16 protein-coding genes are annotated in these 15,917 nt (G+C 57.3%); 7 read left to right on the top strand and 9 right to left on the bottom strand.

Annotated features, from left to right (window positions below; translation table 11 throughout):
• The first annotated feature begins 72 nt into the window (after positions 1 to 72).
• Complete coding sequence (locus L6762_RS07345; protein ID WP_237186359.1) at positions 73 to 987, top strand: sugar phosphate isomerase/epimerase family protein; 915 nt, start codon at positions 73 to 75, stop codon at positions 985 to 987.
• A gap of 135 nt (positions 988 to 1,122) precedes the next feature.
• On the opposite strand, the gene L6762_RS07340 is transcribed toward L6762_RS07345, so the two are convergent.
• The 3 genes from L6762_RS07340 to L6762_RS07330 are packed head-to-tail and all read right to left on the bottom strand — an operon-like array spanning position 1,123 to position 4,102.
• Complete coding sequence (locus L6762_RS07340) at positions 1,123 to 2,043, bottom strand: ATP-binding cassette domain-containing protein (protein WP_237186357.1); 921 nt, start codon at positions 2,041 to 2,043, stop codon at positions 1,123 to 1,125.
• On the bottom strand, positions 2,040 to 3,071 hold the full coding sequence (locus L6762_RS07335; RefSeq protein ID WP_237186355.1) for an ABC transporter permease: 1,032 nt from the start codon (positions 3,069 to 3,071) through the stop codon (positions 2,040 to 2,042). The genes L6762_RS07340 and L6762_RS07335 overlap by 4 nt, the downstream gene beginning before the upstream one ends.
• 11 nt (positions 3,072 to 3,082) lie before the next feature.
• Complete coding sequence (locus L6762_RS07330; protein ID WP_237186352.1) at positions 3,083 to 4,102, bottom strand: substrate-binding domain-containing protein; 1,020 nt, start codon at positions 4,100 to 4,102, stop codon at positions 3,083 to 3,085.
• 365 nt (positions 4,103 to 4,467) lie between these two features.
• Here L6762_RS07330 and L6762_RS07325 point away from each other — a divergent pair, with 365 nt between their 5' ends.
• Complete coding sequence (locus L6762_RS07325; RefSeq protein WP_237186350.1) at positions 4,468 to 5,343, top strand: TIM barrel protein; 876 nt, start codon at positions 4,468 to 4,470, stop codon at positions 5,341 to 5,343.
• Positions 5,344 to 5,446: 103 nt separating this feature from the next.
• Here L6762_RS07325 and L6762_RS07320 read toward each other — a convergent pair whose 3' ends face one another.
• Both L6762_RS07320 and L6762_RS07315 read right to left on the bottom strand, forming a co-directional pair.
• Positions 5,447 to 6,223, bottom strand: coding sequence for a TIM barrel protein (locus L6762_RS07320; RefSeq protein ID WP_336603589.1), 777 nt, complete (start codon positions 6,221 to 6,223; stop codon positions 5,447 to 5,449).
• Positions 6,224 to 6,298: 75 nt separating this feature from the next.
• A complete protein-coding gene (locus L6762_RS07315; protein ID WP_237186349.1) occupies positions 6,299 to 7,279 on the bottom strand; it encodes a Gfo/Idh/MocA family protein in 981 nt (326 codons plus the stop codon).
• A gap of 243 nt (positions 7,280 to 7,522) precedes the next feature.
• Here L6762_RS07315 and L6762_RS07310 point away from each other — a divergent pair, with 243 nt between their 5' ends.
• Both L6762_RS07310 and L6762_RS07305 read left to right on the top strand, forming a co-directional pair.
• On the top strand, positions 7,523 to 8,401 hold the full coding sequence (locus L6762_RS07310; protein ID WP_237186347.1) for a sugar phosphate isomerase/epimerase family protein: 879 nt from the start codon (positions 7,523 to 7,525) through the stop codon (positions 8,399 to 8,401).
• A gap of 43 nt (positions 8,402 to 8,444) precedes the next feature.
• A complete protein-coding gene (locus L6762_RS07305; protein ID WP_237186345.1) occupies positions 8,445 to 9,896 on the top strand; it encodes a sugar porter family MFS transporter in 1,452 nt (483 codons plus the stop codon).
• A 50-nt stretch (positions 9,897 to 9,946) separates the two neighbouring features.
• Here the strand turns inward: L6762_RS07305 and L6762_RS07300 are convergent, their stop codons facing one another.
• The 3 genes from L6762_RS07300 to L6762_RS07290 form a co-directional block, all read right to left on the bottom strand.
• Complete coding sequence (locus L6762_RS07300) at positions 9,947 to 10,696, bottom strand: sulfite exporter TauE/SafE family protein (RefSeq protein ID WP_237186343.1); 750 nt, start codon at positions 10,694 to 10,696, stop codon at positions 9,947 to 9,949.
• An 86-nt stretch (positions 10,697 to 10,782) separates the two neighbouring features.
• A complete protein-coding gene (iolB, locus tag L6762_RS07295; protein WP_237186341.1) occupies positions 10,783 to 11,676 on the bottom strand; it encodes a 5-deoxy-glucuronate isomerase in 894 nt (297 codons plus the stop codon).
• Positions 11,677 to 11,690: 14 nt separating this feature from the next.
• On the bottom strand, positions 11,691 to 12,428 hold the full coding sequence (locus L6762_RS07290) for a GntR family transcriptional regulator (RefSeq protein ID WP_237186335.1): 738 nt from the start codon (positions 12,426 to 12,428) through the stop codon (positions 11,691 to 11,693).
• A 167-nt stretch (positions 12,429 to 12,595) separates the two neighbouring features.
• Between L6762_RS07290 and L6762_RS07285 the strand changes: the two genes are divergently transcribed.
• Positions 12,596 to 13,000, top strand: coding sequence for a tautomerase family protein (locus tag L6762_RS07285; protein WP_237186480.1), 405 nt, complete (start codon positions 12,596 to 12,598; stop codon positions 12,998 to 13,000).
• A gap of 77 nt (positions 13,001 to 13,077) precedes the next feature.
• Here L6762_RS07285 and L6762_RS12065 read toward each other — a convergent pair whose 3' ends face one another.
• Positions 13,078 to 13,530, bottom strand: a complete 453-nt coding sequence (locus tag L6762_RS12065; RefSeq protein WP_423817093.1) for a DUF805 domain-containing protein — start codon at positions 13,528 to 13,530, stop codon at positions 13,078 to 13,080.
• A gap of 253 nt (positions 13,531 to 13,783) precedes the next feature.
• On the opposite strand from L6762_RS12065, the gene L6762_RS07280 reads away from it, so the two are divergent.
• A complete protein-coding gene (locus tag L6762_RS07280; protein ID WP_237186333.1) occupies positions 13,784 to 14,254 on the top strand; it encodes a hypothetical protein in 471 nt (156 codons plus the stop codon).
• 235 nt (positions 14,255 to 14,489) lie between these two features.
• Positions 14,490 to 15,914, top strand: a complete 1,425-nt coding sequence (locus L6762_RS07275) for an efflux RND transporter periplasmic adaptor subunit (protein WP_237186331.1) — start codon at positions 14,490 to 14,492, stop codon at positions 15,912 to 15,914.
• Positions 15,915 to 15,917 lie beyond the last annotated feature (3 nt).

Here is a 15,917-nt window from a genome sequence, read left to right as displayed (position 1 = left end):
ATAGAATGTAAGGACAAATCTGTGGGGTTTCTGCCCCGCCCCCTTCCCTTTCACCGCAGAAAGAGACTACACATGACAGAGAACAAGCTCATCATTGGCACCGCCCCGGATTCCTGGGGAGTCTGGTTCCCCGAAGACGACGCCCAGACCCCCTGGCAACGCTTCCTCGACGAGGTCGCAGAAGCAGGCTATAAGTGGATTGAACTGGGGCCCTACGGCTACCTCCCCGCAGACCCCGAAATCCTAGCCAAGGAACTCAAAGACCGCGACCTGCAGGTGTCTGCAGGAACCGTCTTCACCGCCTTCCACCGCGGCCTCGACCAGTGGGATATCGCCTGGGAACCCGCCCGCAAGGTAGCAGAACTTACCGCAGCCATGGGAGCCCAGCACATCGTCGTCATCCCCGCCCTCTGGCGCGACGACAAGACCGGCAAGGAACTTGAACCCTCCACCCTCACCGACAAGCAGTGGGACGACCTCGCCGCAGGCCACAACCGCCTCGGCGAAACCCTCCAGAAAGAATTCGGCCTCTTCCAACAGTTCCACTCCCACGCCGACTCCCACGTCGAAACCATGGAAGAAATCGAAAAATTCCTAGCCGTAACCGACCCCAAGCTAGTTACCCTCTGCCTCGACACCGGCCACGCCGAATACGGTGGAGCATCCTCCGTCGAACTAATCGAAAAATACCCTGACCGCATTGGCTACCTGCACCTGAAGCAGGTAGACCCCAAGATTGTCGCCCAGGTTAGGGCTGAAGAAATGTCCTTCTCCAAGGCCGTCCGCCTCGGGGCCATGTGCGAGCCCCCCTACGGTTTGCCTGACCTCTCCAAGGTCATCGAAGCAGCAGAAGCCCTCGGCCGCCCCCTCTTTGGCATCGTCGAACAAGACATGTACCCCGTCGACTCCTTCGATACCCCCTTGCCGATTGCCAAGCGCACCAAGAACTACCTGCTCGGCTGTGGTTCACGCACCACCATCGGCTAAACCCCTCAACAAGATACTGCCCATGGAACCCCATCCGGGGCGTCCATGGGCAGTATTTTCTTGCCATGACGCACGAACACAGTGGCCCCACAGGAAGATCCTGTGGGACCACTGAGGCGTTGAATCTACCAGATACTACTGGTCTTCATCCACGGTAATCACCTTGATTGCAGAGGTGACCGGAATATGGCCAACTCCTGCGCTCTTATCACTGGAGATATCGTCGCGGACCTGACGGATCTCGCCGGTATCCGTGCCAGCTGCCCGGAGCTCATGCACCAGGGCTTCTAGCTCAGCGCCACCAGCCATCAAAGAAGTCAGCTCTTCAACAGTGATATCGCTCTTCTTGTGGTAGCCAATAGAACGACCACGCTTCAGGAGCAGGAAGCGGTCACCCACCGGGTAGGCATGGTGGGGGTTGTGGGTAATGAAGATGACGCCCAGGCCCCGGTCACGGGCCTGCAGGATGTACTTCAGAACCACACCAGACTGCTTCACACCGAGAGCTGCCGTGGGCTCGTCCAGAATCAGTACCTTAGCGCCGAAGTGGACGGCACGGGCGATAGCTACACACTGGCGCTCGCCACCAGACAGGGTGCCGATGGGCTGGTTGACATCGCGCAGGTCGATACCCATATCCAGCAGTTCTTTTTTGGTGGTCTCGCGCATGTACTCAACATCGAGACGCTTGAAGGGGCCCCAGCCCTTAGTCACTTCAGACCCGAGGAAGAAGTTGCGCCAGACGGGCATGAGGGGGGCTACAGCGAGGTCCTGGTAGACGGTTGCGATACCCCGGTCAAGGGCTTCACGGGGGGAGTTGAAGCGGACGTCCTCACCGCTGACCTCGTAGGTGCCGTGATCGTGCTTGTGGAGGCCAGCGATGATTTTAATCAGGGTTGATTTACCTGCACCGTTGTCGCCCAGAACGCAGGTGACTTCCCCGGCGCCTACTTCGAGGGTGATGTCTCGGAGGGCGATGATGTTGCCGTAGTCCTTGCCGACGGTGTCAAGTTTGACCAGCGGTGCTGCGGTAGCGGTTGCGGTATCTTGTGTCATTTCTTGCCACCTCGGGCTGCTCGACGTTGGAGGGTGAAGTTAAGGACGGTTGCAATCAGGAGCATGAGGCCCAGGAAGAACTTGAGCCAGTCCGGATTCCACTCGGCGTAGACAATGCCCTTGAGGGCCATGCCGTAGATGAGGGCGCCGATTGCGCCTCCGATAGCTGAGCCGTAGCCACCGGTCATGAGACAGCCACCGACGACTGCTGCGATGATGTAGAGGAACTCGTTGCCGATACCTTCACCGGATTGGACGGTGCGGAAGGCGAAGAGCTGGTGCATGCCCAGGAGCCAGGCGCAGAAGCTGACACCCATGTAGAGGGCAATTTTGGTGCGGACGACGGGGACGCCTACAGCGCGGGCCGCGTCGGGGGCTCCACCGGAGGCGAAGATCCAGTTACCTGCCCGGGTGCGCTGGAGAATCCAGGTGGCAACGAGGACGAGGGCGATCCAGTAGAGGACAGTGATTTTGACGTTGACGCCAAAGAGATTGATGTCTGAGGCGAAAACTGCTTCTGCTGAAGAGAACCCTGCGCCAGAGCCGATGGAGGGAGTAGCGACGCCGCCGGTGAGCATGCGGGTGACACCGAGGTTGATACCGGTCAGCATGAAGAAGGTGGCGAGGGTTACGATGAAGCTAGCTAGCTTTGACTTGGTCAGGAGGTAACCATTGAGGGCGCCAATTGCTAGGGAGAGTAGCAGGGAGAAGAGGACACCCAGCCAGACGTTTGAGCCGAACCAGTAGACGAAGATGGCTCCTGAGAGGGCGCTGGTGGTGACGGCGACACCTGCTGATAGGTCTACCTCACCGCCAATCATGAGGAGGGAGACGCCGACTGCCATGATGCCTACGGTGGAGGCACCGTAGAGGACGGTGGCGATAGAGGTCGGTTGGAGGAACTGGCTGGAGGCCATCGCGAAGATGATGAAGAGGGCAACAGCTGCGGTGGAGGCGCCTGCGATGGGTTGGCTAAAGAACCTAACGAAGAGGTTGGGGCGAGCGAGGCGCTCGTCAGTTGTGGTCATGAGTGTGCTCCTTAGCGGGTGCCGTTGGCTGCGTATTCAGCAACAGCATCGGCATTTTCGGAAGTGATGATTTGGGGACCGGTGAGGACGGCCTGACCGCCACCGAGGACGTTGCCGTTGGTCTTGTAGAGCCAGATGCCGTCAACGGCTGAGTAGCCCTGCAGGTAGGGCTGCTGGTCGACGATGAAGTCCAGACCGCCGCTCTGGAGGGCACCGATGGCGTCGGAGTTCATATCGAAGGTGGCGATAGCTGCTTCGGAGCCGGCGTCAGCTGCGGAGTCGATGGCGGTCATGGCGATAGGGGCGCCCAGGGTCAGAATCGCATCGATGTCTGAGTTGGTCTGGAGCTTGGAGGTGATGGTGGAGGCGACGTTGGTCATGTCGGTTCCCTGGACGTAGAGGACTTCGTACTGGCCGGAGAAGGTCTTGCTGACGCCTTCACAGCGGCTTTCAAGTCCAACGTTGCCCTGTTCGTGAATCACGCAGATGACGCGCTTGGAACCCTGGTCGTTGAGGGCTTCACCGGCGGCTTCACCGGCGACGGATTCGTTCTGGCCAAAATGGGCCAGGGCGCCAACGGTGGCTGATTCTGCTTCGCCGGAGTTGATAGTGAAGACGGGGATTCCGGCTTCCTTGGCCTTGGCCAGGGCACCTGCGAGAGCGTCGGGCTTGGCGAGGGTGACGACGATGCCATCAACGCCCTGGTCTACAGCCTGTTCGACGAGCTGGGCCTGGCGGGAGCCATCGGGGTCGGAGTTGTAGAGCAGTTCGATGTTGTCCTTGGCTGCTGCGGTTTCAGCACCCTTGCGGGCGATGTCCCAGAAGGTATCACCGGGGGAGGCGTGGGTAATGAAAGCAACCTTCATGGAGGGGGTGCTGACGGTGTTGGTCACGGAGGTGCCGGTTGAGCTTGAATTCTTGAGTTCACCGTTGACGCCGGCGGGGCCGCCGCAGGCGCTGAGGAGGAGAACAGTTGTTGCTGCGGTTGCAATTGCTGACTTGCGAGCAAGAGTGCTTGAGAAAAGTTTCATGATTTCCTCCCAAAGGGATAGTGGGTAGGTTAGTATGACCGTACAAAGGTTTGTTTCAGATAAAGCTACATCACATTAGTGAGATGGGCAACACTATTTTTTTGAGATCATTTGAGAGTGTCGCACGCAATATCGATTGTCTCGGCAATGGTGCGGTGGGGCATGAAGGGTCGCAAGCTGGTCGCGTATGAAGAAAAAAATTAATTGGTTATTCCGCTTCCGATGTGAAATAAGTGGGGTTTGGCTGGTTGAAACACTGAAGTTTGGACTTTTGCCCCCCGGGGGTAAACCGGCCTTGCCACCGGCATGCTGAAACAAGGAAAACGTAAAAATCCTGTGGTTCCACCACAATGAGAGGAATGAAAATGGCATACAAAATTTCTGCTGCTCCCATCTCTTGGGGAGTTTGTGAGGTTGAAGGCTGGGGTCACCAGATGAATCCCCAGCGAGTTCTAGCCGAGATGAAGGAGCTAGGGTTCGCTGCAACCGAATTTGGCCCAGAAGGCTTCCTGCCCGCCGAGCCGGCAGGCAAGGTTGAGGTTCTTGAAGAATATGGAATGAAAGCAATTGCTGGGTTCGTGCCCGTCGTTCTGCACGACGAAGATAAGGACCCCCTCCCTGCTATCAAGCGCGAACTGGAGAGCTTTGTTGCAGCTGGTGCGGAGACCCTGGTTTTGGCTGCGGCAACCGGTATCAATGGATATGATGCTCCCCGCCCGGTTCTCACCTCGGAGCAGTGGCAGACTGTGTACAGCAACCTTGAACGAATTGCTGAAGCGGCCTCTGCTGTAGGTATTGCAGTTTCCCTTCACCCTCATGCTGGAACCATGGTGGAGCAAGCTGAAGACCTTGATAAGATTTTGCAGAATACCACCGTCAATATCTGCTTCGATACCGGCCACATGTTTATCGGCGGAATCGACCCCGTAGAGTTCGCCGTTGACTACGCAAGCCGGGTGTCCCACGTCCATCTCAAGGACGTCCGCCTAGACCTGGCCCGGAAGGTGCAGGACGGCTCTATCACCTACTACGATGGCGTTGTGCAGGGCATGTACACCCCTTTGGGGGCCGGGGACGTTGATATCGCCCGGATCGTCTCCAGCCTGGTCGCCAGCGGCTACCAGGGCTGGTTCGTCCTAGAGCAAGACAACGTCATCACTGCAGAACCGCAGCCTGGTGAAGGACCCCTCTTGGACGCTAAAGCATCCCTGGAATTCCTGCGTCAGTGCCTCCAAGCCTAGGTTGGTGGGGTAGGGCCCGCCTCCTTTGGTAGTTACCCCGCATAAAAATGAGGCTGGCTGGCCTACTCGCATTGCCCGAGTAGGCCAGCCAGCCTTGTTTAAGCTAGGGAGTGAAGATGTCCCGGAAGATCTGGAGGGCCAGGTCTGAAGAAGTCTTCGCGTAGGATTCCAGGGCTATGACCCCCTGGTAGTCAACGGACTGGAGGTAAGAGGCAATAGCCTCGTAGCGGATCTCTCCTGTACCTGGTTCGCATCGCCCGGGTACATCCGCAATTTGTATCTCTCCTATCCAGGGCATGCAACGTTCAAGGAGCTGAATCAAGTTACCCTCCCCAATCTGGGCATGGTAGAGATCGAGGTTGAGTCGGATATTCGGGTGGTCTACTGCCTGGATGAGGGCCAAAGTATCCTCAGCCTTAGCCCACGGGGTTCCGGGGTGGTCTACCGCGGTATTGAGATTTTCGAGGATGAAGGTTTTATTGAATTTAGCTGCCTCATCTCCCAGCCGGCGGAGGGTGTCTGCAGTCTTGATCCAGTCGTACCCTGTGACCTCTTCCTGGGCCAGGACGGGAAGCCCCCCTTCTCCCAATCCTGTCCCGTGAAGGTTGAGCCGGGGAAGATCTAAGACCAGAGAGGCTTCTAAGGCCAGTCGGGCTGTTTCGATGAGCTCCTGCCTACCGGCTTCCGTTGTAAAGTTTCCTCTGATGTACCCCGTCATGGAGGAAAAGGTCGCGCCTGTAGCAGCGAGCTCCGGCAGGTTTTTAGAGGTGAAATCCCAGATTTCAACCTGGAACCCCTGGTTGTGGATGGCGGAGATGCGGTCAAGCAAGGGTAAATCCAGATAGTGCATTTCAGCACAGGCAGCCAATTGATAGGGCATGATGTTCCTTTGCGCTTAGGGGGGGGGGAGGTACAAGAAGAGCCCCGTAGGGACGGGGCTCTCTAAGGGGCGTTGTTACTTGTAGAGGTCAGGCTTTTCGTTGAGCTTGACGGTCACGGTGGAGCCGATATTTTCTACGGCCTCAATGCCGGCTTCACAGCAGGCGGTGGCGGCATAGCCGTCCCAGGCGGAAGGGCCAACCTGCTCACCGGCTAGGGTGGCGTCGATCCAGGCCTGGACCTCACGGTCGTATGAGTCCTGGAAGCGCTCAACGAAGCCTTCGGTGATCTGGTCGATTCCGGCGGTGAGGTGGTCTTTCTCGGTGATCGCCCGGGTGGTGACCTGGTAGCCGTAGTTTGAGACAACGTGGGTATTGACGGTTACGAGAACTCCTGAAGTGGTTTCCATAAGAACCAGGGCGGGGTCCTTGAGTTCAGGGTTGAGGACGTCTGCTGACTTCTTACCTGCGCGAACCTGGACGGTGGAGACCTCTTCGTTGGTAAAGTAGCGGACGGCATCAAACTCATGGACTACAGTGTCGTCGATGAGGTTGCGACCGGTGTACCAGTCGGGGACATCGGGGTTGACGTGTTCCAGGTTGAGCTGGAGAAGTTCACCGTATTCACCGGTGTCCAGCTTAGTCTTGATGTCCTGGTACCCTGCATCGAAACGGCGGTTGAAGCCTACCTGGACCAGCTTCTTGCCGGCCTTGACTTCGGCTTCAACAACTCGCCAGGCAGACCCCGAATCGGTAGTGAGGGGCTTTTCACAGAGGATGGGAAGCCCACGTTCGATAGCGGGAATCAGGACAGCTTCGTGGAGGAAACCGGGTGTTGCAATTAGGACGGCGTCAACGGTATCGGAGTCCAGAGCCTCAAGGAAATTAGTGTAGACCTTGGCGCCTTCGATACCTTCGATAGCCTGGGTTGCTGCTTCTTCATTGATGTCGATGACGGCGGTGAGGCGGGCCTTCTTCATGCGGTCGCGAATGCGGGAGATATGATCTGATCCCATGCGACCAGCGCCGACGACGGCGATACGGAGTTCTGCGCTCATGAGTGTCCTTTGTTGGTAGCCACCACATTACCTGTGATGAGCATAACTGTTGTTGCTCTTAAAGAGTGTCCTACGATACTTAGTCCTGTCAATTGTTTGTAAGAACAAAATCAATAATTGACCTGGTCTACCCATATTGTATATATGACCTAACAAAGCTATAGTGGTGTGTAGCACAGAACAATCCCAGGGGTGACCTGCAGAGTTGCACAAACCCTTCCATAGATATTTACGGAGAACACGGTGAAAATTGCGTTGGATCCCACCCCCTTCCACCACTCCCACAGCCTGCTGGAGTTCCCTCGTCTCGCCAAAGACCTGGGATACGACTACCTGCAGATGACACCCCACGCCGACTTCATTCCCTTCTTCAACCACCCCAAAGCCGACGACGAGCTCGTTCGCCAACTGGCTCAAGCCTGTAAAGACGCCGAAGTAGAAATTGCCTCCCTCCTGCCCGTCCTCCGCTGGTCCTCCCCAGACCCCGACGCCCGAGAAGCCGCCGTACGCTACTGGAAGCGCGTTCTCCGCATCGCCGTTGACCTCGGCGTCCAGCAAATAGGAACCGAATTCTCCGGCCGCCCAGAGCTCGCCGAAGAATCAGAACGAGCCTTCTACCGCTCCATGGAAGAACTCCTCCCCATCATCGAACGAGAGGGCCTACACGTCGCTATCGACCCCCACCCCGACGACTTTGTCGAAGAAGGCCTCGCCGCCTGGCGGGTCATCCGAGGGGTCAACTCCAAAAACCTGGGCATGGTCTACGTAGCCCCCCACACCTTCCACATGAAGGACGCCCCCCTCGACATCATGCGTGCAGCAGGAGACCGAATCCGAATCGTTCACGTTGCAGATACCATGGATCACCACCGCTCCCACGGCCTCCGCTACATCACCAATCCCCCGGGCAACCCCGTCCGCGTCCACCAGCACCTCAAAATCGGCGATGGAGACGTCAACTGGCAAGAGTTCTTCTCCGGCCTACAAGAAATCGGATTCCTCGATAACCCCGATACAGTGATGGCCTCATCAGTCTTCGCAGAAAACGAAAACGCCCACGAAGTATCCACATACCAACTAACCACCATGAAAAACATGGTCCAAGAGGCTCGTAAGGCATAGTTATTCAACGAAGATAACTTTTGAATAGAAAGATCATAAAAACATGAGTCATGCAGTTTCTGCCAGCGAGAGCAATCTGCCCCCGCTCACCAAAGGACCCCACACCCGCCGACTGGGTCAAGTAGCCACCGTCGCCACCCTCGGCGGCCTCCTCTTCGGGTACGACACCGGCGTGATCAACGGCGCAATCGACCCCATGACCGCAGAGCTCGGGCTAGAAGCATCAGGCATCGGCCTCGTCACCGCAACCCTGCTGGTTGGCGCTGCCCTGGGCGCAATCTCCATTGGCTACTTGTCAGACGCAATTGGCCGTCGCAAGACCATCCTCCTGCTAGCTACCATCTTCTTCCTCGGCGCAGTTTTATGTGCAGTTGCACCTAACTTAGGCATCCTCCTGGTTGGTCGTGTTCTCCTGGGCCTCGGCGTCGGCGGCGCATCCACCGTCGTCCCCGTTTTCCTCGCCGAACTCGCCCCCTACGAAATCCGCGGATCCCTCTCAGGCCGAAACGAAATGATGATTGTTGTCGGCCAGCTAGCTGCCTTCGTCGTCAATGCAATCCTGGGCACCACCATGGGCCACCTCGATCACGTCTGGCGAATCATGCTAGCCATATGTGCCCTACCTGCAGTCTTCCTCTTTATCGGCATGCTCCGCATGCCCGAATCTCCCCGCTGGCTACTCTCCAAGGGACGCAAGGAAGAAGCTATCGCCGTCCTCAAAACAATCCGCTCCGAGGACCGTGCTCTTGCCGAAGCCCGCGAAGTAGAGAAGTCCCTCGAACGAGACTCCAGCATGGTCACCCCCTCCTTGGGCTCCATGATCAAAGACAAGTGGATCTTCCGTATTCTGCTCGTCGGTATCGCCCTGGCTGTATTCCAGCAATTCACCGGTATTAACTCCATCATGTATTACGGAACCATCGTCCTGCAGGACGCCGGTTTCTCCCATCAAGCAGCCCTCATCGCTAACGTAGCTCCCGGCGTGATCGCCGTCCTCGGTGCCTTCGTAGCCCTCTGGATGATGGAAAAAATTAACCGCCGCACCACCGTCATCACCGGCTACTCCCTGGTCACCCTCCTCCACCTCCTCATTGGCCTGGCTTCCCTCGCCATTCCCGCAGATTCCGCCGCCCGCCCCTGGATTCTGCTTGTTCTTATCGTTGGCTTTGTCGGCTCCATGCAGACCTTCCTCAACGTCTCCACCTGGGTGCTACTCTCTGAAATCTTCCCCCAGCAGATTCGCGCCTTCGGTATGGGTACCGCAGTATTCTGCATGTGGATCGCCAATGCAGCTATCTCCTTCACCTTCCCCATTGTTCTTGAGGCTGTTGGCTTGAACACCACCTTCTTCGGCTTCGCCGCCATCAACGCCGCAGCCGTCCTCGTGATGGTCAAGTTCCTGCCTGAAACCCGCGGAAAGTCCCTGGAAGAAGTAGAAGTCGGAGTAACAACCGGCGCTATCTACATCGTCCAGCCCAAGGACATCAAGCGCTAAAACCCCCGAAGCGCAGGCCGCCCACCAGAAATCTGGCGGGCGGCCTTTCTTTAACCGAGAAGAAGATAGAGAGCTCCAAACAAGGTCGTCACACCGACAAGACGATCAAATACGGTCTGACTAATTATTCTTGCCAGAAACCTACCCAAAAAGGCACCAATTACCACAGCAGGAGCAAGAAAAGAAGCCACAGCTAAGGAATCAGGAGTAATGATCTCCAGCCCCAGGGAAAAAGGGAGCTTACAGAGGTTAACCACGGCAAAAAACCAGGCAGCCGTTCCCAAAAAAGCCTTCACATCAAACCGTGCAGCGAGAAAATACATACTCATCATGGGGCCACCAGCGTTAGCAACCGTCGTCGTGAAGCCAGCAAGAGCCCCGTACCCTAGACGACGGGCCCGTGACCTTCTCTGAGAGCTGACGACTCCAGCCCTCTGTTGGGTATGCCGCTGCCAGAAAGTCACACCGAGAGCCGCAAGGAGAATCCCTCCAATCAGCTGTTTAACCCCGCTATCTGTTGCCTGAGCCAGGAAGAGAACCCCAGCCAGAAGACCTACCAAAACGGCAGGAATCATACCGAGTAGGGTGGGCCAATGGGCGTGCTTGCGGTACATAGCTAGAGCGAAAACGTCACCCACCATAAACAAGAGAAGGACGATTCCGGTTGACGCCTTAGCCGGGAGCAAAGCTGCCACAAGGGCCACAGAAACAGTATTAATTCCCGGGATAGCCGTCTTTGACAGACCGGTAAGAAAGGCTGCTAGCGCGAGAAAAGTCCAGGTAAGAGCTGGGAAATCCATGATGCCCCTTTATGTGCGATATGGCCAGGCAGAAAATAGACGCACCACGCCCGGGATGGGCGGGGTGCGTCCGATGAAAGGAAGGGCTACTGGTCAGCGGTAAAGGGCAGGCGGGGGTCGATATCTTGCCCCTCCCAGGTGCTCCGGACCCAGCCGTGGTGGGGGTCGTCGCTAATGAGCCAGTCACGGACGGGGCCGGGGCCTGCCATGACATTCAGGTAGTAGAGATCGTAGCCGGGCGCTGCCATGGCCGGACCGTGCCAACCGTAGGGGACCAGGATAACGTCACCGGTACGGACCTCCTCATTGACATCAATGGGGCGGTCATCGGAGGCATAAACCCTCTGGTAGCCAATCGCATCGGTTGCTTCAGCCGGAGCACCGGGGGTGGGTCGAGTTTCGAAGTAGTAGATTTCCTCGAGGGCAGTTTCGCCATCCTTTTCCTCATCGTGCTTGTGGGGAGGGTAGGAAGACCAGTTGCCACCAGGAGTAATCACTTCGCAGACAATAATCCGGTCTGCTTCGAGAGACGCCGGGGTGCCAAAGTTATGCACCTGACGGGAGCTGGTACCGGCGCCCCGGAGTTCAACGGGAATCTCGTCCTTGGTGATGTGGCGTGTGGGGTAGTCCTTGTTAGCCGGGCCAGACGCAACGGCGACCCTCACTCCGGGGGCTGCAGTTAAGGTGACTTCGGCGTTCACACCGGTGTAGAGGACATCGGCGGGGCCGTGAAAAACGCTGCGGCGCCCGGAGAGGTGGTAGGTGCGACCCTTCATGGTTACGCTGACATCACCGGTCAGGGGGACGATGATTCGTTCTTCGTGGGTGGCCTCTAGGGTAAGAGGCGCATCGGTGAAGGTTGCGGTTTTAACGCCGGTATGCTTCCAGCCGTCGACGGTGGTGGATGAATCGGAGGCACCGAGGGAAACATCCCAGGGGCCGTCCTGGGCAGTGCCGGCAGGGTAGAACCAGTTGGTCATTTTGCTTTCCTTCCTTACTGGGAGAGGGTCATCTCAAAGGTGTAGAGGTCTGCACGGTAAACGTGGGAACCCGTTTCAATGCGCGTTCCTACGTCGTTCATGATGGTACGCTTCATGGTGACGAGGGCAGCACCGGGGGTGGTTTCAAGGTGCTCCGCTTGTTCGGCGGTGGCGACGGTTGCGCCAACTTTTTGGTGGCCGACGCTGAATGTTGCGCCTAGGCTTCTCATCGTTTCGTAGAGGCCGTTCTCTTCAAGCATGGCGGGGGTGATGTCGCCGATGGATGTGGGTACCCAGTTTTCCATGAGGGCGAGGGGGGTCTTGTTCTCATAGCGGATACGGCGGATGTAGTAGACCCTGGCCTTATCATCTAGCCCTAGCTCTTCTGTGATGAAGGGGGGAGGGACGATGGTATCAAAGGTGAGGACGCGGGTGCTGGGGTCGATGCCGCTGCGGGCTAGGTCGTCGTAGAGGGAACTGAGGGAGAGGGGGCGTCTGATCTCGTTAGAGACGACCTGGGTGCCTACTCCGCGCTTACGGACGAGCAGACCAGACCGGACGAGCTCGTCCATGGCCTTGCGGACGGTTGGGCGAGAGAGGTGGAGGGTTTTGGCGATATCTAACTCATTGGGAAGCATTGACCCAGCACTGAGGGTGCCTTCGGAGATAGCGTTGCGGATACCCGTAATGAGCTGGTGATAGAGGGGAACCGGGGAGCTGCGGTCGATGCTTATGGGGGGTAGGAGCGTCATAGTTCGAGTCTTCTCGATAATGTTACTTTGTAATTACAAAATCAGATTACAGGATTTTCACGGAATATTCGCATGGATGAAGGAGTTCTTTTCTGGAAATTTTTCGTAATGATTGAACTTTGTAAGGACAAAATGTAGGGTGGGTATGGCTACAGAAAGGAATGGCTATGCCCCTTGTTCGAATCGACCTCAATGAATCTCATACTCCCGAGCGTGCTCGTACTATTGCGGATGCTGTTCATGAAGCTATTGTTGAGGTCTATGGCATCCCTGTCCGTGACCGTTTCCAGATCATCAATCGTCATCAGCCCGGAGAAATTATTGCTGAAGATGCTAGTCTGGGGTTTGATCGTAGTGAGGGTGTAGTTATGATTCAGATTTTCACCCAAGAAGGTCGCTCATCAGAGGCTAAGCAGGAACTTTATGCTCGTATAGCGGAGAAGCTGGGGCAGGTGGGAATTGCTGGTGAAGATGTGTTCATTGGTTATGTTGAGAACACATTTTACGATTGGTCCTTCGGCTTCGGGGTCGCCCAATATGTTACCGGGGAACTGGGAGTACCCAAGGCCTAGTGTCTCACTATGTTGCCTCTGAGTGGAGGAGAAGGCGAGCCGATCGGCTCGCTTTCTCTCGTTAAAAGTCGTTTGCTCTAGTCAAATCTCTCACCCTTGGGGTTACTGGGTAGGGCTGAGAGCGCGAAGGTTACGAGGGAACCTATAAAAGGGAATGCATGAATCCACATCCAATGACCTGACAAATTAGCATCATGGAGGCGTCGAACCGAAAGCGACAACGTAGGCACGCCGAGTGCTACAAGCGCCGGAGCACTAAAAGCCAAGGAAGTCATCTCAGCTCTGTTAAAACGTTGTTTACGCGCTGCCTGTTCTTCTTGTGTCTCGGGCATGCCTGGGGCCGGTCGATCAGGGAAGGGCCAGAAGGCATCCTTGTTGTGAGGCCCTGTATAGGAATCAGGGTTTCGGGAGCGGTCGTAACGTCGTGCCGCAATATCGCATGCCATCAGCACACTCAAGGCAAGCATATTGGGCCACCAGAACTCACTACGAGACGCCCGCCCCGAGAAGGTAAAGGTCTTGGCGAACATGCGACGTGTTGCTAGAAGGGGGCTTGCTCCTGGAATAGGCTCAGGGGAAGAGAAAAGAGGAGTGGTCACGGAAAACCTCCTTGTTAGTCCGTTTACCATATTCTACAGAGGAAACGTGAGGGGCCAGCTTTCATTGGCGCGTCTGTGGATAACCCCTGTAATGCTCGGTCATAAATCCGCCGGGCACCCCGGAGTTATCCACAGATTTTTAAAAGACCTAGTGGGAACATGAATTTTTGCCCATACTGGTGCCATGAATAATACCTTTCAGCACCCCGAGCGTCCGCCTCGCCCGCTATCTACCGCCCCGGCTTATCCGGCCCACCCCGGTCAGCCCAACGCATACCCGCCCCCGGGTGCCGGGCACCATGTAGGCGCTGGCCAGCACCCAGTTGCCCATTACCCTCCAGCGGTTCGCCCGCCGGAACAGGCAAAGAAGCTCAATCCCTACGGCACGATCTCCCTGGTCATGATGCTACTTATGACCTGTGTAGGGCTTGCCAACTTCATCTTCTTCGACTGGGAACTCAGCATAGCCCTGCCCACAGGGTTTACCTGGCTTGGTGCCATGGGGCTGGCAATAGGGGCCCTCTTCGTGAGAGGCCGAGAGAAAATAACCGCGATTTTTGCCCTGATTTTAGGGGTGTTGATTATCGTTGCTGCCCCGCTATTCTTCATTCTCGCCATAACCTTCATCATGTGGGTGGGAGGCGGCTTCGCCTAGAGGATGAGGCTGCAAGCCTACCCCTCATACCCCGGTATGATTTGTATACCCCGGTATGATTTGTTGTTTTCTGGGCAGCAACCGGGTGTTGTCTGGGCAGGTTAACGCTTACACTAAAAGAGAACTGCACCACATTTATCTCCGCTAGTGAAGGACCAGCACCATGAGCACAACCCCCACACCTCCGACCCAAGCACCGGAAGCTGCGCACCGGCGTCCGCCTGCCAAAAAGAAAATGAGCACCCTCACCAAGGTGCTCATTGGTCTGGCTGTAGGCGTCATCGCCCTCATCGCCATCGGCGCGCTAGTCGTAGGTAGCATGTTTGGTGGCAACACCAGCGCTCAGAACTCCATCCCCTCCACCGACTACCTGATTTTGAGCGACGAAGGCGTCAGCAACAAAGTACGGGTGGATGGTACCATCGCCCCCGGCGAAGTCCGCTCCATCACCACCCACCTCACCAGCCCAATCAGCTCCGTTGAGGTAGAGGTCGGCGACCGGGTCGAGCTCGGCCAAACCCTAGCCACCATCGACACCTCCACCCTCCAGGGGGGCCTCGATACCCAACGCACCCAGCTCGATGGGGCTGTCACCAGCGCCCAGGGCGCTCTGACCGCAGCCCAGACTGCCTATGACCAGTACAGCCAGGGAATCACCAACGGCACCAACCCCGAAATTCTAGCGGCCCTCGCCACTCAGCGCTCCGCTAACGAACAGGCCTCCCTGGCTGCCACCGACCTCAACGCCAAGTACCAGGTACGCGACCAGGCCGCTGCCGCCGGTGAAGACCTCACCATGATTAACGCCGAAGTCGCCGCCGCCGAGTCGGCCCTGCGCCTGGCTAACGGGGCAAAGGCGGACGCAGACACCGGCGTCGCCACCGCCCGCACCTCCGCCAACACCCAGCTTGCAGCCCTCGAAACCGAGCTCAACAGCGCCCGCACCGCCCTGACCAGCTCAGAAACCACTCGCGACCAGACCCTGGGAGCCCTACAGGGCGATCTCAGCTCAGCCACCCTCACCTCACCCATCAACGGTGTCGTTATGAGCGTAGCCAAGCCCGGTGCCCCGGCAACCGGCCCCGTGGTGACCATCGGCGACGATTCCAAGCTCACCATTACCACCAGCGTCCGCGAGACTGACGTTGCCACCATCAAGGAAGGTAACCGCGTCACCTTCACCGCCGGAGCAACCGGCACCAAGGAATACTCGGGCACCGTCACCTCGGTTGCGTCCATCGCCGACTCCGCCCAGCAGGCCAACCCTGAGGCTGCCGCAGCGGGCATGGCAGCCGGTGGTTCACCCACCTTTACCGTCACCATCGAAGTTACCGGTGACCGCGACGGCCTCTACCTGGGGTCCTCAGTCAAGGCCAGCATTATCACCGCTGAAGAGGAAAGCTCCCTGGCTGTGCCCATCGATGCGGTCTACACCAACGATCTCGGTAGCGAGAGTGTTGTGGTGGCTGTCGCCAACGACGACGGCTCCTTCACCCTTGAAGAACGCTCCATTGAAACCGGCCTGGCTAATGAATTTGATATCGCCATTACCGGTGGTGACGTAGCTTCCGGCGACATGGTGCTCACCTACGGTGAAACCTACCGCTACCGCGTGGGTGAAACCGTCACCCTCGATGCCGGCACCAGCTTCGGGTGGTAGGCC

Origin of the sequence: Rothia nasimurium, from assembly GCF_928381705.1 — a bacterium.
Classification (GTDB): domain Bacteria; phylum Actinomycetota; class Actinomycetes; order Actinomycetales; family Micrococcaceae; genus Rothia; species Rothia nasimurium_G.
This window is presented reverse-complemented; position numbering and strand designations above follow the sequence as displayed.